The sequence below is a fragment of the Methylobacterium sp. Leaf106 genome (assembly GCF_001422895.1).
GTDB lineage: Bacteria > Pseudomonadota > Alphaproteobacteria > Rhizobiales > Beijerinckiaceae > Methylobacterium > Methylobacterium bullatum.
Window position 1 is genome coordinate 550,298 of sequence record NZ_LMNB01000012.1, and the last position, 21,805, is coordinate 572,102.

Consider the following 21,805-nt stretch of genomic DNA (forward strand, 5'->3'; position numbering starts at 1 on the left):
CATCGGACCGGGGGGTGGTCATTTACGGGCGATGACGAAGGCGAAGCTCGTGAAGGTCCGCCAGTCGCGGCTCCGGGCGAGGCGGGTGAACGCGTCGTCGATCTGGCGCAGGCCGGGCAGCTTGTGGAAGTAGCTGTAGCCGTAGAACGGCAGCACGACGATCTCGCGAAAGCCGATCTCCTTCAGGAGCGGCACGATCGCCGCCTCGCTGCCCCGGCAGTAATTGTAATGCGCCGGGAATTTCGGGTTGCCGCCATCGTCCCTGCGGTCCGGGAACAGGGTGTGGAGCACGGCGCGCGACAGGGCCTCCGGCATGAGCTGGTTGGCGACGAAGGGCGGCGCGAACAGGGTGGGAAAGAAGCTCAATGCCGCGCCGCCCGGCGCGAGGAGGCCATGGATGTTGCGCCACATCTGCGCCACGTCTGGCACGTGCTCCATCACCATCGAGCAATAGGCGAAGTCGAACCGGTTGCGGCCGATGGCGTCGAGGGTGGAGGGCGAGGCGATGTCGCAGCAGAGTTTCGCGAATTCGGGCGGCGCGAGGTCGAGTTCCTTCTGCGAGATGTCGTTGATCGTCACCTTGATCCCGTGCCGGACCAGTTCCGGCGGCTGGAAGACCGGGTCGCGCCCGCCGCCGATCTCGAGATGGTCGCGAAGGCCGTACTCGTTGGTGAGGGCGACGATCGTATTCTTGTAGTTCTCCCAGCTCCAGTTCCAGTCGGGCGAATAGCCGAGGTCGCGCGTGATGGCGCGGATGTCGCGCGGTGCGACCAGCGGGCGTATGGCCGGGGTCCCGGAAGCGGTCGGGTCTGAGTTCGCACTGGTCATGCTCATCGCGATGCGCGCCTTCTGAAGCGGTTGAGCCGCATTGCAGCGGTGAGGGCTGCCTGTCTGACAACGAGCCTAAAGCGTACCCGGTTACGGAGATCTCACGGTCTTCCGGGCGGTCAATGAATTTCGAGGGCAGGCTTAACGGCCCATGGCCTTAATCGCGCCATCATGGACCGTTGTTCAGGGTGGGCCGGTCGTCTCGGCGCGGTTCCTCGTCCGCGCCCTCCGATCGATGGCCTTCCGAAGGATGCCACGCCTTGCTTCTCCCCGCGCGCCGCCATCGTCTTCGTGACGAGCCAGACCGGGGTGGTGTCTGATGCTGCCGCCGCACCGCTGGTTCTGGATCCTCATTCTCGTCGCCTGCAGCGGCGCCGGGCTCCTCTACGACCTGCTGTTCGCCAACGGCGCCTCGCCGCTGGCCGGGGTGATCTATGGCCTCGCGGTGGGGGCGACCACCCTCGCCTTCGACCGTGGCCTGATCTTCGGCGGCCTTCAGGCGCGCCTGCGCCAGTTGCCGGCCAAGATCTACGTGCTCACGGCCGAGCTCGCCTATGTCCTGATGATCGCCAGCGGCATCGCGCTCGGCGGCCTCGTCGTCTGGGCACTCGGCCTCACCGGGGACGCGCTCAGGGACGCCGTCAAGATCACCCCGCGGGTCCTCGCCTATTCGCTGGCGGTGTCGGCGATGCTCGTCTTCGTGATCCGCATGCGCGATCTCATCGGCGGCGAGGTGTTCGTGAACTTCCTCGTCGGCCGCTATCATCGGCCGGTGCGCGAGGACCGCATCTTCCTCTTCCTCGACGTCGTCGGCTCCACCGCCTTCGCCGAGACCCATGGCGACCTCAAGGCCCAGGCCTATCTCGGCGCGGTCTTCGCCGCCCTCGCCGAGCCCGTGCGCCGCAATCACGGCTCCACCGACGATTACATCGGCGACATGGCCATGATCACCTGGCCGATGGAGCGGGGCCTCAAGGATGCCCGCTGCGTCGCCTGCGTCTTCGACGTCCTCGACAGGATCGAGGCCGAGGCCGCGGCCTGGCAAGCCCGTTTCGGCGTGGTGCCCCGCCTGCGGGCGGCGCTGCATGGCGGCTCCATCGTCACGGCGGAAGTCGGGGTCGACCGGCACAAGATCGCGTATTTCGGCGATACGGTGAACGTGACCTCGCGGATCGAGGCCCTGTGCCGGCCCCTGGGCACCGAGATCCTGATCTCGGACGATCTCCTCGCACGCCTGCCGCGCCTGCCCGAGGGGGTTCATGCCCGCTCGCTCGGCGCCCATGCCCTGCGCGGCCGAGGCCAACCCCTCGCCGTCTCGACCCTGGAGCGCGCGGCTCCGGCGCTCGAGGCGAGCGAGGGCGAACGGAACGTGACCGCGCCCTCGGCCGTGCCCTTGGCGGCATCCGCATGAGCGAGCCGGCCGCAGACCGTTCGATCGTCGTCTTCATCGATGCCGATGCCTGCCCGGTGAAGGACGAGACCTACCGGGTCGCCGGCCGCTACGGCCTGCATGTCTACGTGGTGGCGAACAGCTTCATCACCCTGCCGCGCGAGCCCTGGATCGAGCGCGTCGTCGTCAGCGACGGTTTCGACGCCGCCGACGATTGGATCGCGGAGCGCGCCCGGCCGGGTTCGGTCGTCGTCACCTCGGACGTACCGCTCGCCAGCCGCTGCGTGAAGGCGGGCGCCGAGGTCCTCGCACCCAATGGAAAACCCTTCAGCGAGAGCGGGATCGGTCTCGCTCTGGCCACCCGCAACCTGATGCAGGATCTGCGCGAGGCGGGCACGGTCACGGGCGGCCCGCGACCCTTCTCGGCGCGGGACCGCTCCGCCTATCTCGGCGCGCTGGATCGGACCGTCATGCGGCTCAGGCGGGGCGGCTTCGGCTGACCTTCGCCCTGTCCCGAGCCGCGTCCGGGAGCCGTTTCGGCGTCGTCACGAGCCGTTCCCCATGGCCTCGCCGAAGGACTGGACCAGCCTGTCCTCCAGCCGACCCTTCATGTCCGAGAGGATCGCCATGGCGACGGCGTTCGGCATGGCCGGCTTGTAGGCGCGTTTCTCGGTCAGCGCCGAGTAGATGTCGCAGATCGTCATCAGCCGCACGGTATCGCCGATGGAATCCCCGCTGAGGCGGTCGGGATAGCCCGAACCGTCGAGCATCTCGTGGTGATGCCGAACGGCACCGAGGGTGAGGGCATCGCAGCCGGACTCCTTCAGCTTCTCGTAGCCGATGACCGGATGCGTGCGCATGATCGCCATCTCGCCATCGTCGAGCCGGCCAGGCTTGTTGAGGATCTCCAGCGGAATCCGGGCTTTCCCGATGTCGTGGAGCAAGGCGGCGCGGACGAAGTGATGACGGTCTCTGGCCGAGAAGCCGAGGTGAAGCGAGAACTTGGCGGCCACGCCCGCCACCAGCAGGCAATGCTGGTAGGTGGCGTCGTCATGCGTCCAGACCCGGTCGAGCCAACGGGTCAACCCACCTTCGCGAACCGCCGCGATGATCGGTTCGAGGCTGGCATCGACCCGCGTCAGGGAGACCGGATCGTTCGACCGCGCCACGTCGAACAGGCGGGTCAGGACTTCGGTGGCCCGAGCCACGCCGCGCTCGATGCTCCGGGCCGGCCTCTCGGCGCGGTTCTGGATCACCTGCGTCATCATCGTGCGGGCGACCATGACGGGGTTCGTCAGAGCCGAGAGGCAGCAGGTCGCACCGAGATTCCTGGCATTGCGCATGCCGATCTCGCTCATGTTCCGAAGGAGGCAGATGACGGGAACGTCCGCGATCCTCAGCCGTGCGAAGGCCCGGCGCATGGCGGAGGCGGCGTCGCGCCGGTCGAGGGTCACATCCGACACCGCACCGATGGGCACGGACTTCAAGTCCATTGCCGCATCGAATCTCATGACCTTGCAGTCCGCCACGAGGCTCAGCTCGTGTCGCAACAATTCACTGCTGTCGGGCCGATCCGTAATGAGAATGACTGTCCCATCTAACATTCGGAGTAAGCCTGAGGTCCCACGATTTCGGCATATTCGTGATAAATTGGAAATATGGAGGGAAGCTTAATCCAATCTCCGGGTGCATTACTACCATCGGGATGTGGCATTTGTCAGGCTCGGCGTTACTGTTCGCGCAACTTGAGATAAGTCTGAACGACATGCGCAGCCTCCGCGGCCGCTCTCATGCCTTCTTGATAGGCTCCGCCGGCGGTTCCCCATTGCAGGCGGGACAGCGCCTCTCCGGCGAACCAGACCTTGTCGGCCAGCGGGGCCTGTAGCTGTCCGCGTGCCGGAGCGTGTCCGGGCGGGACGACGGCCCATGAACCGAGCGACCAGGGGTCGTGGCGCCATTCGCTGATCGCTGGAATTGCAAGGTCGTGCAGGGCGCGGTGACCGAGATGCTCCGCCAGGACGGCGCGGACCAGTCGGCGGGTGGTATCCGGGTGCCGGTCCCGTGCGTCGAGGGCGCGGATCATCGGCGTGTCGAGCTCGAAGAAGTGGAAAGGCGTCCCGTCCACCCGGGTGAGCAGTCCGGGGGGCTTGTGGCGCCCGCCGACCAGGGCGGCGAGGCGGTCGCGACCGAGGAAGGGCGCGGAGGGCCAGTGCAGCACGGCGTGTTCGTAGATCCCGCTGGAAAATCCGTCGATGGCCGCGAGCGTCTCCGGCGGCAGGGACGGGGTGAAGAGCGGCGCGGCGCGCAGCACCATCATCGGGATCGTGACGATCACCGCCTTGGCCCGCCGCACCGATCCGTCCGCCGTCTCGACGGTGACGCCCGTCCCCGACCAGTCGATGCGCACCACCGGCGTGTTCAGCGCGATGGGCAGGCCCTGCGCCAGGCGGGCGAGATAGCCGCCGAAGCCGCCGGCGATGAAACGGTTGTCGCCGTATTCTATGCTGGGAAAATCATGGAGTGAGACGTCCGTCAGGGGGCGACCCGACACGAGGCCGTGGACGAGGGCGATGCGCTCGGCCCAGGGGCCGAGGCCGGGCGGGAGTGCGCTCGAAGCCGGGCGGTCGGGGCCGCCGAACCCGGCCTGGGTGGTCAGGGCGCGATCGGCCACCGAAAAGGCGCGGGCATGGGCGGCGGCCTCGGCCGGGCGCCCCTTCCGCCCCGATACGAACAGATGCCCCTCCTGCGCGGCGATCCTCAAGGGTTCGCCCCGAATCTCGCCCAGGCGCACCAGCGGGTTGATCGGTCCGGCATGGAGCCAGTGCCCGCCGAGATCCACCGGATGGCCCCGCAGCATCGTGGTGATCAGCCGCCCTCCGACCCTGTCGCGCGCCTCCAGCACGGCCACGGAGACGCCGCGCTCCGTGAGGGTCCGTGCCGCGGCGATCCCGGCGGCACCCGCGCCGACGACGATCACATCTGCGTGGTCGGGCAGTGGCGCGAGGCGCGGGGAGATGCTCGGCCGGAAATGCGCGTGGGCGGGACGGGGTGTCGGCATCATGCGGTGGGCAGGCATCCGTGAAGGCGGGTCGTGAAGGGCCGAGGGCCGGTAGAGTGACCCGCGAGTCTCTACCGACGGTTACGGGAGAAGGGATCGCACGTCCTCAAACGTCGCCGATCTCTTGCAGGAACGCGCGGCAGCGGCAAAAAGGTTCAGCGCGGTACGGCCGGCCGGGGTTGCGCCGCAACGCCGGCGCCGCCAGAACCCGGCGCTGACGGCGGCTCCCGGACGGGCGCCCGCCCTCGCGCGGAACTCAAGGATTCGGGCGCCATGCTCATTCAGGCGGCCTACGCTGCGGTCAAGCAGGTGCTCTCGCCGCCCCTGCGCGCCATCCTGTGGAAGTCGCTGGCCCTGACCCTCGGGCTCCTCGTCCTGATCTGGGCCGGCCTCACCAAGGCGATCGACTGGTTCCTCGCGAACCATCACTTGTCGGCGAGCTACCCTTTCCTCGATACCCTGGCGGTGTTCTTCGCCGGCGCCGGCCTGTTCATCGGCCTCGCCTACGTCATGCCGGCGGTCTCGATCCTGGTGGCGGGCTACTTCCTCGACGATGCCGCCGCCATCGTGGAGCGCACCGACTTTCCCCAAGACGCGCCGGGCACGGCGCTGCCGATCGGATCGGCGATGCTCTACGCCCTGCGCTTCGCGGGCCTCGCCCTGCTGGTGAACCTCGTGGCGCTGATCCTGTTCTTCGTGCCGGGCGTGAACCTCGTGGCGTTCTTCCTCGCCAACACCTACCTCCTCGGGCGCGAGTATTTCGAACTCGCCGCCGGGCGCTTCCGGCCCATGCAGGAAGCGGGCGCCATGCGCCGGCATTTCGGCCTGACCACGATGACCGCCGGCGCCATGCTGGCGGGCCTGATGGTGGTCCCCGTCCTCAACCTGCTGACGCCGCTCTTCGGCATCGCCCTGATGGTCCATGTCCACAAGGGGCTGAGCCGCAAGGCCGCCCTGGCCGAGCCGGATGTGCGCAAGCGGATCGGTTGAGCGCGGCCCGCCTCAGCCCCGCGTCCCCCACCGCACGCCCATCCGGCTCGGGGCCGTCGCGTCGGGGCCGATCGGAGGACCGCTCGGGCGTGTGACCGGCGGGGATGACGGCTCCGCCGCCTCCTCCTCGGAGATGGTGATCGTCTCCTTGGCGAACTGGCCGGCCTTGCGGAAGGTCCAGAGATAGCCCGGCACGACGGCCGCCATGGCGGTGGGCAGGATGCCGAGGCCGTCGAGGGTCCGCCCCTCGGCCTTGGCCGCCTCCGAGACCACGTTGTCGGTCTGCAGCAGGGTGACCTGGTCGCGCGTGAGCTTGAGGCTGTCCGGCAGAAGGCCGAGGCTCAGGGTGTCCACGGTCTCGATCACGCGGGCCTGCAGCATGGCGAGGGGCTTGGGCAGGTCGACCACGAGGCGGCGGCGCATGGTGGTCTTGAGCATGTAGCGAACGAGGGCGTCGAGGGTCTCGATTTCGGGACCGCCGAGTTCGAACACCCGGCCCGCCTCGGCCTGTCCGTCCACCGCGCGGGCGACCGCCTCGGCCACGTCGCCGACGAAGACCGGTTGGAAGCGCGTGCCGGCGCCGGCCAGGGGCAGGACCGGGAGTACGCGGGCGAGCGACGCGAAGCGGTTGAAGAAGCTGTCGCCGGGGCCGAAGACCAGGGAGGGGCGCAGGATCACGGAGCGGGGCTGGGCCGCCAGGACGTTCGCCTCGCCCAAGGCCTTGGAGCGGGCGTATTCGGACCCGGACGTCTCGTCCGCCCCGATGGCCGAGACATGGACGACCGGCGCGCCGACGCTTGCCGCCGCGCGAGCGATCTCGCCCGCCCCCTCGGCCTGGAGGCCCAGGAAGCTCTGCTTGCCGCTCTCCTGCAGGATGCCCACGAGGTTCACCACCACGTCGGCGCCCTCCACCGCCCGGGCGATGGAATCGGGATAGCGCAGGTTCGCCTGGACGGCGACGATCTGCCCGACCTTGCCCAGCGGCTGCAGGAAGAGCGCGAGGTCGGGGCGGCGGACGGCGACGCGGATGCGATAGCCGCGCTTGGCCAGCGCCCGCACCACATGGCGCCCGAGGAAGCCGGAGCCGCCGAAGACGGTGACGAGCTGCGATGACGGACGCGGCAAGGACGGTCCGGCGAAAGGAGAGGTCGAAGCGTCGAAGCCGGTCATCGCCTGGGTTCCACCTGTCATCCGAGATGCCCCGCCATGCCCCGTTCGGGGCGGGGCGGGGCCCGTATCCGTCACCATCGAGCGTCTCTCACACGACTCCCCTGCGCAATCGTGCTCCGCGCGAGAAACGACCGTGACCGGGAGTGTGTGAAGCCCTCCGAGTGCGGGGATTACCATCGCTGGCGCATCGATAGCTAGGGCCGTTTGCCGCCGTGCGGGAGGCTCCGGTGACCGGGAAAGGTCGACGCCCGGGAAAATCTCGCGGACCGGCCCTTCCGAGATGCCGCGCCCCCGCCGATCCCGGTCCTGCCGGAACACGATCGTGTCGTTCGAGGCCGGTTTGCCGGAAGATTGTCCCGACATGGCGCAAGAAAAAGTATTTCTCTTCCTTTGACTATGCCTCGTCTTCGTAAGACATTCGGCACACCAAAGCTACAACGCAAGCTTATCTTCGTCGTATGCTTGATATCATAATGTATTCACTTGCGGTCGCGGCGTCGACTGGGCCGCACGATGTCTCGAATTCGCGGATAGATGCATGACTCTCCCGAACCATTTCGCCCCGGAGCCGATCCGTTTTGCCTATTGGGTGCCCAACGTGTCCGGCGGCCTCGTCATCAGCAAGATCGAGCAGCGCACCAGCTGGGATGCCGACTACAACCGCAAGCTCGCCCAGATCGCGGAGGAGGCGGGGTTCGACTACGCCCTGACGCAGATTCGCTTCACCGCCGGCTACGGCGCCGAGTTCCAGCACGAATCGGTGGCGTTCAGCCACGCCCTGCTGGCGGTGACCACGAAGCTCAAGGTCATCGCCGCGCTTCTGCCCGGCCCTTGGAACCCGACCATCGCCGCCAAGCAGATCGCCACGATCAGCCAGCTCACCAACGGGCGCATCGCCATCAACGTCGTGTCGGGCTGGTTCTCCGGGGAGTTCCGCGCCATCGGCGAGCCCTGGCTCGACCATGACGAGCGCTATCGCCGCTCGGAGGAGTTCATCCGCTCGCTTCGCGGGATCTGGACCCAGGACGACTTCACCTTCCGCGGCGATTTCTACCGCTACACCAACTACACCCTGAAGCCGAAGCCGGCCGACCCGCAGCCCGAGATCTTCCAGGGTGGCTCGTCACGCGCGGCGCGCGACATGGCCGCCCGCGTCTCCGATTGGTACTTCACCAATGGCAACACCCCGGAGGGCATCCGGGCGCAGGTGGACGACATCCAGGCCAAGGCCTCGGCCAACGGGCATTCGGTGAAGGTCGGCGTCAACGCCTTCGTCATCGCCCGCGACACCGAGGAAGAGGCCCGCGCCGTCCTCCAGGAGATCATCGACAACGCCGATCCCGATGCGGTGAAGGCCTTCGGCCACGAGGTGAAGAACGCCGGCAAGGCCTCCCCGGAAGGGGAGGGCAACTGGGCGAAGTCGAGCTTCGAGGATCTCGTCCAGTACAATGACGGCTTCAAGACCAACCTGATCGGCACGCCCGACCAGATCGCCGAGCGCATCGTCGCCCTGAAGGATGCCGGCGTCGACCTCGCCCTCCTCGCCTTCCTGCACTTCCAGGAGGACGTCGCTTATTTCGGTGCCCACATCATCCCGAAGGTGAGGGCGCTGGAGGCCGCGCGCGAGCGCCGGGCCGAGGCCGCCTGAGCGGCCTCTTTCAACGCCCGCTGACGAGAGCCGCGCATTCCCCTCTCCCCGCGCGCGGGGAGAGGGCCGCGACGACCACGCCGTCGGCGCGGCGAGGCGGCAGCCGACGGTGAGGGGGCTCGTCCGGATGAGACTCCTTCGGAATCGTCCCCTCACCCTCGCTTCGGCTTCGCCTCCGCTTGCCTCGCCCCCGACGAGGGGGGCTCGGCCCTCTCCCCGCGGGCGGGGAGAGGGGGGATCCGGCCGAGGTCTTCAAACGCCCGTTCAAACCAGCCCATCGTCTGCCCGGTACCCTGGAGCCATCCATGAACATCGCCGTCAGCGCCCAGTCGCTCGAAACCGCCCGGGGCGCGCCGCCGGTTCTCCGTCCGGCATCCCCCGCCCATGTCATCCGCGACGATGCCGAGGCGATCCGCGTCGCCCATGGCCTCGCCAGGGAGTTCCGCGAGGGCGCGTCCGAACGCGACCGGACCAACCGGCGGCCCTATGCCGAGCTCGACTCGTTCTCGCAGAGCGGGCTCTGGTCGATCAACGTGCCCAAGGCCTTCGGCGGGCCGGAGGTCTCCTACAAGACCCTGGCACAGGTCGTCGCGATCATCTCGGCGGCGGACCCCTCGATCGGCCAGATCTCTCAGAACCATCTCGGCATCGTGGCGGCGATCCGCACGGTGTCCGACCCCGATCAGCAGGCGCTGCTGTTCGGCGAGGTCCTGAAGGGCACCCGCTTCGGCAATGCCTTCTCGGAGATCGGCACGCCGCGCGCCACCGACTTCAAGACCCACTTCATCGATCACGGCGACCACGTCATCGTGCGCGGCAAGAAGTTCTATTCCACGGGGGCATTGCTCGCCCATCTCGTCCCCATCGTCGCCCTCGATGGCGAGGGCCGCGCCTGGTACGCCATCGCCGACAGGGGCGCGCCCGGCCTCACCGTCATCGACGACTGGTCCGCTTTCGGCCAGCGGACCACGGCGAGCGGCACCGTTCTCATCGACGACGTCCGGGTGCCCAAGACCCATCTCGTCCCGGCCTGGAAGGGCTATGAGCAACCGCGCTCCGACGGGGCGATCTTCCAGATCATCCAGGCGGCGGTAGATGCCGGCATCGCCCGCGAGGCCATCGACGACACCATCGCGTTCGTGCGCACCAAGACCCGCCCCTGGGTCGATAGCGGCCAGGACCGTGCCTCCGACGACCCCTACACGATCCAGGCGATCGGCGAGCTGACGATCCGGCTCCATGCCGCCGAAGCCATCCTTGACAAAGCCGGCCTCGCCCTCGACGAGGCGGTCGCCAACCCGAGTGCCGAAACGGTGGCTGCGGCCCAGCTCGCCGTGGCCGAATCGAAGGTGCTCACCACCGAGATCGCCGTCAAGGCGAGCAGCAAGCTGTTCGAGCTCGCCGGCACCCGCTCGACGCTCGCCGAGAGCAACCTCGACCGGCACTGGCGCAACGCTCGTACCCACACCCTCCACGACCCGGTGCGCTGGAAATACGCGATCATCGGCAACCACGCCCTCAACGGCGTGAACCCGCCGTTCCACGCCTGGAGCTGACGGGCTCGTCTGAACTGGCAGTCTCTCGGAACCAACAGTCCCCAGGAGAATGAAAATCGGCTAGGAGGCGGACATGACATCTGCCCCTCTCGTCCGCTTCGCGCCCTCTCCCACGGGGTATCTCCATATCGGCAATGCCCGTCCGGCCTTATTGAACGCCTTGTTCGCGCGGGCGCATGGCGGGCGCTTCCTGCTGCGCCTCGACGATACCGATCGGGAGCGTTCGACGGAGGAATTCGCGCGTGCCATCGAGGAGGACCTCGCCTGGCTCGGCATCGTGCCCGATCTCTTCGTTCGCCAGTCGGACCGCTCCGCCATCCACGACGCGGCGGCCGAGCGCCTGAAGGCGGCGGGCCGGCTCTATCCCTGCTACGAGACGCAGGAGGAACTCGAGCGTCGCCGCCGGCGCCAGCTCGGACGGGGCCAGCCGCCGATCTACGACCGGGCGGCGCTCGGCCTCACCGATGACGAGCGCGCGGCTTTGGAGGCCGAGGGGCGCACGCCCCATTGGCGCTTCAAGCTCGATGCCCGCACCGTCGCCTGGGACGATCTCGTGCGCGGGCCGGCGCATGTGGATTGCGCCTCCCTCTCGGACCCGGTGCTGATCCGCGCCGATGGCAGCTACCTCTACACGCTGCCCTCCGTGGTGGACGATGCCGAAATGGGGATCACCCATGTGATCCGCGGCGAGGACCACGTCACCAATACCGGCGTGCAGGTGCAGATCTTCGAGGCCCTGGATCAGCCGGTGCCGATCTTCGGCCACCACAATCTGCTCACCACCGCCGACGGCGAAGGTCTGTCGAAGCGCCTCGGCCACCTCTCGCTGAGGGGCCTGCGGGAGGCGGGCTACGAGCCCGGCGCCGTGCGCTCGCTCGCCGTGCTCACCGGCTCGGCCGAGGCGGTGCGCGCGGTGCCTGGCCTCGACGACCTCGCTGCCCTGGTCGATCTCTCCCACATCTCGCGGGCGCCGGCGAAGTTCGACCCGCAGGAGCTCGACGGGCTCAATGCCCGCCTGATCCACGCCATGCCCTATGACGAGGCGCGCGAACGCCTCCTCGCCCTGGGCATCCCGGAGGCGCGGGCGGAAGCGTTCTGGGCGGTGATCCAGCCCAACCTCACCAAGGTCGGGGACGCCGCCGAATGGTGGCGGATCGTGGCCGGGGAGGTGACTCCCATCATCACGGATGCGGGCTTCGCCGCCGCCGCCCTGGACGTGCTGCCGCCCGAGCCCTGGGACGGTCAGACCTGGAAGGCCTGGACCAATGCGGTGAAGGAGCGGACCGGCGCCAAGGGCAAGGCCCTGTTCATGCCCCTCCGCCTCGCGGTGACAGGGCTGGAGCACGGGCCGGACCTCTCGGGCCTGCTGCCCCTCATCGGCCGGGACATCGTGGCGGCGCGGCTCGGCGGTCGAGACTGAAGGCCTCGGCCCGAAAAGCGGATTCCGACTTTCAGACCAAGAGGCGCTGATCCCGACCGATGGTCGTCCTCAGCGGGTTCGGCGGACGGCCGCCGCCGCGCAGTCGTGCGGGCAGCCGACGATAAGTTCCCCTCATCGTCGGCCGGTATCAGACCGATGCCGGCCGGCCTCATTCCCCTCCGGTCGATCGCTTCGGTCAGTATGGCCGGAGCAGGCGCCCTTTCCTTCCAAGAGAGGGGGGGCGCGCTCGCCGGGCAGCGAATGCAGCAGCCGGAGACGGCCTCAGGCCGCGCGCACGGTGTCGAGGAAGCGGCGGACCTCGCCGTTCAGGTGTTCGGACTGGCGCGAGAGTTCGCCCGCCGCCCCGAGCACCTGGGACGCGGCGGCCCCCGTCTCCTCGGCGGCCCCCGCGACGCCGGAGATGTTGCTCGTCACTTCGCTCGTTCCCGTCGCGGCCTGGGCCACGTTGCGGACGATCTCCTGGGTCGCGGCCCCCTGCTGCTCCACCGCCGCGGCGATGGTGGTCGCCACCGAATCGATCTCGCGGATGCGGGACGTGATGGAGGCAATGGCTGACACCGCCTCGCCGGTGGCACCCTGGATCTGGGCGATCTGGCTGGAGATCTCCTCGGTGGCCCGCGCCGTCTGGCTGGCCAGTTCCTTGACCTCCGTGGCCACCACGGCAAAGCCCCGGCCGGCTTCCCCCGCCCGCGCCGCCTCGATGGTGGCGTTGAGGGCAAGAAGGTTGGTCTGGGCGGCGATGTTCGAGATCAGGCCGACGACGTCGCCGACGCGGGAGGCCGCCTGGGACAGGGTCTGCACCAGGGCCGCCGTCCGGTCGGCTTCCGTCACGGCACCCTGGGCGAGATCGGCCGACCCGCTGACCTGCCGTCCGATCTCCTGCACGGAGACGCCGAGCTCCTCCGCCGCTGCCGCCACGGTGTTGACGTTGGTGGCGGCTTCCTCGGCGGCGGCCGCCACAGTCATGGACTGGCTCGCCGTCTGCGTGGCGGTGGAGGTCATGGTCTGGGCGGTGGCCTGGAGTTCGGTGGCCGAAGCCGAGACCATCTCGATGATGCCGCCAACGGCGCCTTCGAAGCTGTCGGCCATCGCGATCATCGTGCGCTTCCGTTCCGCCTGCGCGGCGTCCTCGGCGATGCGCCGGATGTCGGCTTCCTCGGCGGCCTTCCGGGCGACCATGGCCTTGATCTCTTCCACGGCCTTGCCCACCGCGCCGATCTCGTCGCCGCGCTTGGCCTCCTCGATCTCGGCGTCGATGTCGCCCTGCGCCATCCGCTGCAGGACCGAGACGAGATGGCCCAGCGGGCGGGTGATGCCGAACGTGACGATGAGGCCGGCCAGGATCGCGGCGGCGGTGAGGCCGATGGCCGCGATGGCGATCAGGCTCCGGACGGTATCGGTCACCTGCGCTTCCAGAGCCAGCTTGCCCGCCTGCATTTCCTCCGTGATTCGCTGGGTGCGCTGCCCGATGAATCCGTTCAGCTTGTTCCGTGCCGGCTGGGCTTCCTGCTGGACGATCTGTAGCGACCTGGGTGTCTCGCCTTGCATAGCGAGCGCAGTCGCGCGGTGGACAACGGCAAAATATGATTCGGTCATCTGCCGAAGATCCTGGCCAATCTTGCGACGCTCCGGCGTTTCGGCCAGCTGGATCAATTTGTCGACAGACTCGAACGTCTCCTTCTCCGCCTGTTCATACCGCTGCTTGTAATCGGACATTTTATCCTTGTCGGTCACCAAGAGGATATTGCGGCTCAGGAGAGCTGCTTCGCCGAGTTTGATCTGAATCCGCAGATAGGTCTCCTGCCGGACACTCAGAATTTCCGCGTAATACTTCGTCTGTTCCGCGACGCTGTTCAGGGTGATGCGGGAATAGACCACCAACCCAATAGCCATCAGGCCCATCAGGGCCAGCGGGATGGCGATCTTCAGCATCACGCTGGCTTGCCTGACGACCTTCATCTCAAACCCCGGATTGATATGCGCTCAGGCGCAGCAGAATGCGAAGCAAGATTACAAGAGATCGTCTAAAGATAAGCTTAAGCGCGCATCTGTGGGCAAGCGATTTGTCGCCGGCCGTATCCATCAAGCAAGTGAGAAGGAATCACTGTGTCAATCGGCAGGATTATGCCGGATATCAAGACCGGGATATGTCGTGACTTGGGTCCGACGCGAGCGATCTTGTCGTTCGGGCGAACGTCACCGAGCTAAGCTCTCGATATGGGGTCGCTCATGGGGGAGCCTGCAAGGAGGCGAAGCGTTCCGTCCCGCCGACTGTCTTCAGCCAGGTTGCCCCGTCCCGATCCAGCGCGGCTCGGGTTCAGTCGCCTCCGCCCACCGCCTTCGGCAGGAGTGCGTCCCGTTCCCGGAGGAGATGTCCCACGAGCCGTTCCGCCGCCCGGCCCGGCGGTCGTCCCGCAGGGCGGATCAGCATCGTCTCGATGGGCAGGCGCGGCCGGAACGGTCGAAGCACGATGGATAGGCCGCCGAGGTCGCGGGCGGGAAGGGGATCGACGATGGCGATCCCGAGCCCTTCGGCCACGAGGCCGCAGCGCGCGGACGTATACTGCGCCATGAGGCCGAAGCGCGGGGCGATGCCGGCCGCCGCGAAGGCCGCTTCGATCGCCTGCTGGAACACCCCGGTTCCGCCCGCGATCAGGGGCTCGTCGGCGAGATCGCCCACCTCGATCGCCCGCCTGGCCGCGAGGGAATGCCCCCGGGGCAGGGCGCAGACCGCATCGATGGCGAGGAAGGGCTCGCCGATCACGCCCGCATAGCCGGACCGGGGCCGCACCAGGCCGAGATCGCATTGACCGGAGGCGGCCCAGGACCAGATCGTCTCCGGCGCCGGCACATGGACCGCGACCCGGACGCCCGGTAACTCCTCGCTCAACCGCCGGATCGCCCGCGGCAGCAGCCGCGAGGCCAGGGACGGTTGGCAGGCGATGCGCAGCGGCCCCGTGCCGAGGTCGCGGATCTGGCGGGCCGCCTGGGACAGGTGGTCGAGCCCCGCATAGGTCCGCTCCACCTCACGTGCGAAGGCTTCGCCCTCCTGCGTCGGCAGGGCGCTGCCATGGCCGCGCACGAACAGCGCGAAGCCGAGATCGGCCTCGAGCTGCGCTATCGCGCGGCTCACATGGGGTTGCCCGATGCCAAGGGCGGCAGCGGCCCGCGTCATCCCGCCATGACGCAGGACGGCGCGAAAAAGATCGAGATGGGCCGGGTTCATCATGCCTGTTTCGCATGGACAGCGACGGGTCAAGCATTTGACGGCATGAGTGCTAGATGGTTGTCAAGGCGTCCGCGCCGAGACCTCTCCGGTTTGGCGGTCCGATCGGGATGAGACGACGCGATGCAACGGATTACGGCGGGATGGGGCAGCGGCCTTCTGGGCGTCATCATCTTCAGCGCCTCGCTGCCGGCGACGCGGGTGGCGGTCGGCGGGTTCACGCCGCTCTTCCTGACCTCGGCGCGGGCGGTGATCGCGGCCCTGCTCGGCGCGACGATGCTGTTCGCTCTGCGGCAGAAGCGTCCCGAAAGATCCGATCTCGCGTCGCTGGCCATCGTGGCCGTGGGTGTCGTGGTCGGTTTCCCCCTCCTGACGGCGCTGGCGCTCCAGCACATCACGTCGGCTCATTCCATCGTCTTCATCGGCCTGCTGCCGCTCGCCACCGCCATCTTCGGCGTGATCCGGGGCGGAGAGCGTCCGAGCCCGGCCTTCTGGCTGTTCTCCGGCATCGGCAGTCTCACGGTGGCGGGCTTCGCGCTGTTCCAAAGCGGGGGCGGCTCGCTCACGGGCGACCTCCTGATGGTGGCCGCGATCGTGCTCTGCGGCCTCGGCTACGCGGAGGGCGCGACCCTGTCGCGCCGGCTCGGGGGATGGCAGGTGATTTCCTGGGCCCTGGCTCTGTCCCTGCCGCTCATGGCCGCCATCGCCCTCGTGAACCTGCCCCCGGCCTGGAGCGGCATCGGCCTGCCGGCCTGGATCGGCCTCGCCTACGTCTCGGTCTTCAGCATGCTGGTGGGGTTCGTGTTCTGGTATCGCGGGCTGGCCCTGGGCGGGATCGCCGGCGTCGGGCAGCTCCAGCTGCTGCAGCCGTTCTTCGGCCTGGCTCTCGCGGGCCTGCTGCTCCACGAGCCCGTGGCCCCGAGCATGCTGGCGGTGACCGGCATCGTCGTTCTCTGCGTGGCGGGGGCCAAGCGCTATGCCTGAACTCCTCCTCCTCACGGCCCTGGCCCTGGCGGCCGGGGCCAGCGTCGTCACGCAACAGGTTCTCAACGCCAATCTCAGGGCGGCTCTCGGTTCGGCGGCATGGTCCGGCTTCGTCAGTTATGCCCTTGGCCTGGGCTGCATGGCGGTGTTGGCCGTCGTCCTGCGCGATCCCCTGCCGTCCCTCGGGGCCGCAGCGCGCATCCCATGGTGGGGCTGGAGCGGCGGGGTGTTCGGAGCCCTGTTCATCGGGCTCTCCATCGTCCTCGTACCGAAGCTCGGGGCCGCCACCTTCATCGCGCTCCTCGTCACCGGGCAGATGCTCGCATCGGTGACGGCCGACCATTTCGGCTGGCTCGGCCTCGTCCGGCGCTCCCTCGACATGCCGCGCCTCGCCGGCATCGCGCTCCTGATCGGCGGCGTCATCCTGATCCGGCGATGATGTTCAGGCGATCCGCGACACCAGGATCTTGTCCACCCGGCGCCCGTCGAGATCCACCACCTCGAAGCGCCAGCCGGCGATGTCGCAGGTCTCGCCGGTCTCCGGCAGGCGCTGCAGCTTGGCGATGACGAGGCCGGCGGCGGTTTCGTAATCGCGGCTCGATTCGAGCTTGATGCCGAGCTGGTCGGCCATCTCGTCCACCGGCATCCAGCCGGCGATGAGCCAGGACCCGTCCTGGCGCTGCACCGCCTCGGGCTCGGAATCCTCCGAATGGAACGCGCCCGCGATGGCGTCGAGGATGTCGGCCGGGGTCACGAGCCCGTCGAAATGGCCATACTCGTCGTGGATCAGGGCCATGGGAACGTCGGCCGCCTGGAGGGCGGTGAGCGCGTCGAGGGCGTCGAGGGTGTCGGGGAGCACCGGGGCGCTGCGGATATAGGCGCGCAGGTCGAACCGTTCGTTCTCGATGAGCGCTTTGACCAGTTCGCGCACCTGCACGACGCCGAGCATGTTGTCCGGGTTGCCCTCGCCGACCGGGATGCGCGAATGCGGGCTCGAGACCAGCATGGCGCGGATCTCCTCCGGCGCCTTGTCGAGGTCGATCCAGTGCACGTCGGTGCGCGGGGTCATGACGCCCCGCACGGCGCGGTCGCCGAGGCGCAGCACGCCGGCGATCATCTTGCGCTCGTCGGTCTCGATCACCCCCGCCGTCTCGGCCTCCGCCACGATGGTGCGGATCTCCTCTTCGGTCACCGCGCTGGCGCTGGAGGCTTCCTGGCCGACCAGCCGGAACACCGCGCGGGTCGAGGCGTCGAGGAGCCAGACCGCCGGAAGCGCGATCCGCGAGATCAGCCGCATCGGCCGGGCGACGAAACAGGCGATGCCCTCAGGGTCGCGCAGGGCCACGTGCTTGGGCACGAGTTCGCCGATGATCACCGACAGATAGGTGATGATGGCGATGACGATCCCGTAGCCGAGGGGATCGGCCACGGGTTTCGACAGGCCCGCCTCGAACAGGATCTCGGTGAGGCGTTCGCCGAGCGCCGCGCCGGAGACGGCGCCGGACAGGATGCCGACGAGGGTGATGCCGATCTGGACGGCGGAGAGGAAACGTCCCGGATCTTCGGCGAGGGTCATTGCCGCCTGGGCACCGGGCCGGCGCGCCTCCACCATCATCCGCAGCCGGGACTTCCGCGACGAGACGACGGCGAGTTCGGACAGCGCGAAGGCCCCGTTGAGGGCGATCAGTGCGACGGCGACGGCGAGCTCGAACACGTTCGGTTCCGTAAGCCGGAGCCGCTTGGACCAAGCGTGCCGGACTTCCTAGTTTGCGGCGATCGCTCGCCTGTCGCTCCGGTGAGCGACGACGAGCGCCTAGATGGGCTGTCGAACCGGGCTGGTCAACGGTCGGGGTCGGACGATGGACCCGGAACGAGGGGGGGCAGGCGCGAAAGGCGGAGTGCGATGGCCAATGCCAGACCGTAGAGGGCCCCGAAGAAGGCGACGACCCCCGACCATCCCGCATGTTCGAAGAACCAGCCCCCCGCCGTTCCGAGCACCGACGAGCCGAGGTAATACAGGCACAGATAGACCGAGGAGGCCTGCGCCCGGTCGCGCAGGGCGCGCCGCCCGATCCAGGAACTCGCCACCGAATGGGCGCCGAAGAAGCTCACCGTGACCACGACGATCCCCGCGATGATGAGGGGAAGGCGCTCGGACAGGGTCATGAGGATGCCGACGAGGCCGAGCAGGATCGCGAGCCACAGCACCCGGCGCCGCCCGAGCCGGCTCGCGATCTCACCCGTCACCGCCGAGCTGAACGTGCCGGCGAGATAGACCACGAAGATCGCGCCGATGGCCGACTGGCTAAGGTTGTAGGGCGGATCGAGCAGGCGGAAGCCCACGTAATTGTAGACGCTGACGAAGCCGCCCATGAGCAGGAACGCCTCCGCGAAGAGCCAGGGCAGGCCCGGATCGCGGAAATGCTGGCCGAACGTACCCGGCACCTGTCGCCAGCGCATCCGGTTGGGGAGGAAGCGCCGCGACGGCGGCAATCCGCGCCAGAACAGGATGGCGGCGACGAGCGCCAGGATTCCAATGGTGCCGAGGCCGACGCGCCAGGAGGCATGGTCGGTGATGATGCCGGCGATCAGCCGCCCGACCATGCCGCCCATGGCGTTGCCGCCGATGAGGAGCCCCATGGACAGGCCGATGGCGCGGGAATCCATCTCCTCGCTGAGATAGGCCATGGCGACGGCCGGCAGGCCGCTCGCGGCCAACCCCGTGAGCGCGCGCAACGCCAGGAAGCCGTGCCAGCTCGGCACGATCACGGCGATGAGGGTGAGGATCGCCGAGGCGAAAAGGGAGGCGACCATGATCGGCTTGCGCCCCCACACTTCGGAGAGGGGGCTGACGACGAGGAGCGCCAGGGCCAGCATCGCGCAGGGGAGCGACAGCGACAGGCTGCTCTCGGCCGGCGAGACATGGAACTCGTCGGCGAAGACCGGCATCAGCGGCTGCACGCCGTAGAGCACGGCAAAGGTGGAGAAGCCCGCGGCGAACAGAGCGAGGGTGGTCCGACGAAAGATCGGCGTCCCGGCTGTGATCAGGCGGTCGCTCTCCTCGGCCATGCTCGCCGGTCTCCTCGATATCGCGCGCTCGCGGGAGTGTTGCAGAAGCACGGAACGACGCGGGCCGCACCCCTCTTTCGAGACATGCGGCCCGTGACGTCACGACAATGCGGCCAAGCCGCCTTACTTGCCCGGCTTACTTGCCCCGCTTACTTGGGCGGAGCTTCCGCAGCCTCGCCCTGCTGCTGGATCAGCGGGGTGATGCGGCGCACCGTGACCCGGCGGTTTTCGCGCGAGGCCTCCTGGGTGTTCACCTTGAGGGATTGCTCACCGTAGCCCTGGGTGGTCAGGTTCTCCGGGGGCACCTGGAAGTTCTGGCTGAGCACCGTCGCCACCGACTGGGCGCGGCGATCCGAGAGCGACAGGTTGTCGACCTCGCTGCCCACCGCATCGGTATAGCCCTCAATGAGGAACACTTCCTGCGGGTTGGCCTTCACAGCCTGGTTGATCGCCGCCGCGATGTTTCCGAGCCGCGAGGCCTGATCGGGCGTCACGTCGAACGAACCCGTATCGAAGGTGATCGTGTCGATGTCGACGCTGCGCATCCGTGCCCGCAGCTGCGGGCTGTAGCGCACCTGATCGAGGGTGTAGCGGCGGTCCACCGCCACCACCGGCGGAGCGGACAGGGCCTCGTAGACCTGCCGCTCGTCGGCGCCCTCGTAATTCACGACGTAGCGGTCGCGGGGGATGCGGATGTCCGGCGGCGGCAGGTCGATCACGTCCTCGTAGATCGGACGCTGGGGACCGCCGAAGCCGTTGTCGATGATCACGACTTCGCGGCCGTCGCGGAACCGGCGCGAACGGCGCACGAGGCGGCCGTCATCGTCCACCACGGTGACGATCTGGATGCCGCCCGGACGGTCGAGATAGGTGATCGTGTCGCCGCCGCGGCGCTCGCTGCGGTAGGCGCCGCGGTCGAGATAGCGGAAGCGCTCGTTCTCGTCGTGCCGGATGAAGTAATTGTCACGATCCCGCACGATGATGCGGCCGGGCTCGCGGATATAGGTGCGTCCGCCCTCGTTGAACTCACGCCGGTCACGACGGACCTCGTCGTAGCTGCGCACGTCGTTGCCGCGGAAGCCGCCCTCGACATAGCCGGGCCGGCCCGGACGGTTGAAGACGTCGCGGCGGTCCCGCTCGTCCTTGCGCTCGAACGCCTCGCGGCGTTCGCGGTCGCGGCGCTCGATCTCGCCACGCCGCTCGGTGTCGCCCGCCGCCGGGCGGTTGGCGCCGCCGGGCCGGTTGTCATCCGCGCCACGCCTGTCGTCCGGTCCGCGCCGGTCATCCGCGCCACGCCTGTCGTCCGGCCCGCGCCGGTCGTCCGCACCGCGCTTGTCGTCACGGTCATTCTTCTCCTGCGCCTGACCCGGCGGGACGAAGGGCTTACCCGGAACGCCCGGCCGGGTGTTGGGAGCCGGCTTCGCGTCGGGGGCTTTGGTATCGGGTGTCTTAGCATCCGGCGTCTTGGCATCCGGCGTCTTGGCATCCGGCGTCTTGGCATCCGGCGTCTTTGCATCCGGCTTCTTGGCATCCGGAGTCGCGTCCGGTGCGCCGCGACGGGCGGGGTCGGTCTTGTCGTTCCGGTCCGGCTTCTCGTTCCGGTCCGGCCTGCCCTCACGCTCGGGCTTGTCCCCGCGCTCGGGTTTGGTGCTCGGATCGGGCCTTTCGCCACGCTCGGGCTTGGCGCTTCTGTCCGGCTTTTCGCCGCGGTCGGGCTTGTCGGGCCTGTCCGGCTTTTCGGTCCGGTCCGGCCTGTCGCCACGCTCGGGGCGGGCGGGACGGTCGGGTGTCGCGTCGCGCTCGGGAGCGGCCGGGGCACGCTCGCGCGGGGCCGGAGCCTCCTTCGGTGCCGGCTTGGCGGGAGCGGGATCCGGATTGCGCTCGCGCGCGGCCGGAGGGGTCGGCCGTTCGGCCGGGGCGCGGTCGGGCTTCTCGGGACGATCAGGCCGCTCGGGCCGCTCAACCGGAGCCCGTTCCTGGCGCGGCTCGGGACGTTCGGGACGCTCCGCTCTCTCGGGGCGCTCGGCCCTCTCCGGCCGTTCTGCGCGCTCGGGGCGTTCAGCCCTTTCCGGGCGCTCGGCTCTTTCCGGCCTGGCCGCGCCGCCACGGGGGGCATCGCCGCCTCCGCGCGGGTCGCCGCGCTCGGCTCCCGGACCCGCTTGGGCGAGCAGCATCACGCCCGGCCCGCCTCTGTCGGGGCTGGCCGCAAGGGGGCCCGATAGGATCAAGGCCGGCAACATGGTGCCGGTCAGAAAGAGCAGGCGGAGGTTCCGCATCGATGGTCACTCACAAACGTTGATGTGGCCATCGGAACCGAATGGAGCCGGGATGGTTCCGAATTCATTCCCGGATCGTGCGCCCGCGATCCGCCATCTCGACGCGGAATCGAAGGCGAGCGCGAAGGAAACCCTTCGCCCTCAACCGGTTAGGGGACGGGTCGCTCGT

The 21,805-nt window shown here is 68.7% G+C and carries 17 protein-coding genes; 8 read left to right on the forward strand and 9 right to left on the reverse strand.

What is annotated here, in order from left to right; all coding sequences use genetic code 11:
- Positions 1-18 precede the first annotated feature (18 nt).
- Entirely contained in the window at positions 19-834 is an 816-nt protein-coding gene (locus ASF34_RS10335; protein ID WP_244478954.1) for a class I SAM-dependent methyltransferase, read from the reverse strand.
- 313 nt (positions 835-1,147) lie between these two features.
- Between ASF34_RS10335 and ASF34_RS10340 the strand changes: the two genes are divergently transcribed.
- Both ASF34_RS10340 and ASF34_RS10345 read left to right on the forward strand, forming a co-directional pair.
- Entirely contained in the window at positions 1,148-2,239 is a 1,092-nt protein-coding gene (locus tag ASF34_RS10340; RefSeq protein ID WP_056160922.1) for an adenylate/guanylate cyclase domain-containing protein, read from the forward strand.
- On the forward strand, positions 2,236-2,718 hold the full coding sequence (locus ASF34_RS10345) for a YaiI/YqxD family protein (RefSeq protein ID WP_056160924.1): 483 nt from the start codon (positions 2,236-2,238) through the stop codon (positions 2,716-2,718). Before ASF34_RS10340 ends, ASF34_RS10345 begins: the two co-directional genes overlap by 4 nt.
- A gap of 45 nt (positions 2,719-2,763) precedes the next feature.
- Here the strand turns inward: ASF34_RS10345 and ASF34_RS10350 are convergent, their stop codons facing one another.
- Together ASF34_RS10350 and ASF34_RS10355 are read right to left on the reverse strand one after the other, a co-directional pair.
- Positions 2,764-3,711 carry an HD-GYP domain-containing protein gene (locus ASF34_RS10350; protein WP_244478955.1) on the reverse strand — a complete coding sequence of 316 codons (948 nt, stop codon included), beginning with the start codon at positions 3,709-3,711 and terminating at the stop codon, positions 2,764-2,766.
- Positions 3,712-3,947: 236 nt separating this feature from the next.
- The gene (locus tag ASF34_RS10355) at positions 3,948-5,279 is read right to left on the reverse strand and encodes a flavin monoamine oxidase family protein (RefSeq protein WP_056160928.1); all 1,332 of its coding nucleotides are present in this window, start codon (positions 5,277-5,279) and stop codon (positions 3,948-3,950) included.
- 270 nt (positions 5,280-5,549) lie between these two features.
- Between ASF34_RS10355 and ASF34_RS10360 the strand changes: the two genes are divergently transcribed.
- Positions 5,550-6,266, forward strand: coding sequence for a sulfate transporter family protein (locus ASF34_RS10360; RefSeq protein WP_018041872.1), 717 nt, complete (start codon positions 5,550-5,552; stop codon positions 6,264-6,266).
- 12 nt (positions 6,267-6,278) lie between these two features.
- Here ASF34_RS10360 and ASF34_RS10365 read toward each other — a convergent pair whose 3' ends face one another.
- A complete protein-coding gene (locus tag ASF34_RS10365; RefSeq protein ID WP_018041873.1) occupies positions 6,279-7,436 on the reverse strand; it encodes a complex I NDUFA9 subunit family protein in 1,158 nt (385 codons plus the stop codon).
- A gap of 538 nt (positions 7,437-7,974) precedes the next feature.
- Here ASF34_RS10365 and sfnG point away from each other — a divergent pair.
- The 3 genes from sfnG (at position 7,975) to gltX (ending at position 12,060) form a co-directional block, all read left to right on the forward strand.
- Positions 7,975-9,084 carry a dimethylsulfone monooxygenase SfnG gene (gene sfnG, locus ASF34_RS10370; protein ID WP_056160930.1) on the forward strand — a complete coding sequence of 370 codons (1,110 nt, stop codon included), beginning with the start codon at positions 7,975-7,977 and terminating at the stop codon, positions 9,082-9,084.
- 305 nt (positions 9,085-9,389) lie between these two features.
- Positions 9,390-10,640 (forward strand): SfnB family sulfur acquisition oxidoreductase, encoded by a 1,251-nt coding sequence (locus tag ASF34_RS10375; protein ID WP_056160933.1) that lies wholly within the window; start codon positions 9,390-9,392, stop codon positions 10,638-10,640.
- Between the two features lie 73 nt (positions 10,641-10,713).
- Positions 10,714-12,060 (forward strand): glutamate--tRNA ligase, encoded by a 1,347-nt coding sequence (gltX, locus tag ASF34_RS10380; RefSeq protein WP_056160935.1) that lies wholly within the window; start codon positions 10,714-10,716, stop codon positions 12,058-12,060.
- A 282-nt stretch (positions 12,061-12,342) separates the two neighbouring features.
- Here the strand turns inward: gltX and ASF34_RS10385 are convergent, their stop codons facing one another.
- Together ASF34_RS10385 and ASF34_RS10390 are read right to left on the reverse strand one after the other, a co-directional pair.
- A complete protein-coding gene (locus ASF34_RS10385; RefSeq protein WP_018041877.1) occupies positions 12,343-14,040 on the reverse strand; it encodes a methyl-accepting chemotaxis protein in 1,698 nt (565 codons plus the stop codon).
- Positions 14,041-14,398: 358 nt separating this feature from the next.
- Positions 14,399-15,310, reverse strand: coding sequence for a LysR family transcriptional regulator (locus ASF34_RS10390; RefSeq protein WP_056160938.1), 912 nt, complete (start codon positions 15,308-15,310; stop codon positions 14,399-14,401).
- Positions 15,311-15,430: 120 nt separating this feature from the next.
- Between ASF34_RS10390 and ASF34_RS10395 the strand changes: the two genes are divergently transcribed.
- Both ASF34_RS10395 and ASF34_RS10400 read left to right on the forward strand, forming a co-directional pair.
- On the forward strand, positions 15,431-16,291 hold the full coding sequence (locus ASF34_RS10395; protein ID WP_056160939.1) for a DMT family transporter: 861 nt from the start codon (positions 15,431-15,433) through the stop codon (positions 16,289-16,291).
- On the forward strand, positions 16,284-16,730 hold the full coding sequence (locus ASF34_RS10400) for a DMT family transporter (RefSeq protein ID WP_056160941.1): 447 nt from the start codon (positions 16,284-16,286) through the stop codon (positions 16,728-16,730). Before ASF34_RS10395 ends, ASF34_RS10400 begins: the two co-directional genes overlap by 8 nt.
- A 3-nt stretch (positions 16,731-16,733) precedes the next feature.
- Here the strand turns inward: ASF34_RS10400 and ASF34_RS10405 are convergent, their stop codons facing one another.
- The 3 genes from ASF34_RS10405 to ASF34_RS10415 all read right to left on the reverse strand — a co-directional run bounded on the left by ASF34_RS10405 (position 16,734) and on the right by ASF34_RS10415 (position 21,636).
- Positions 16,734-18,005 carry a hemolysin family protein gene (locus tag ASF34_RS10405; RefSeq protein WP_056160943.1) on the reverse strand — a complete coding sequence of 424 codons (1,272 nt, stop codon included), beginning with the start codon at positions 18,003-18,005 and terminating at the stop codon, positions 16,734-16,736.
- A gap of 125 nt (positions 18,006-18,130) precedes the next feature.
- Positions 18,131-19,360, reverse strand: coding sequence for an MFS transporter (locus tag ASF34_RS10410; RefSeq protein ID WP_056160945.1), 1,230 nt, complete (start codon positions 19,358-19,360; stop codon positions 18,131-18,133).
- Positions 19,361-19,509: 149 nt separating this feature from the next.
- Positions 19,510-21,636, reverse strand: coding sequence for an OmpA family protein (locus tag ASF34_RS10415; RefSeq protein ID WP_056160947.1), 2,127 nt, complete (start codon positions 21,634-21,636; stop codon positions 19,510-19,512).
- Between the last annotated feature and the right edge of the window lie 169 nt (positions 21,637-21,805).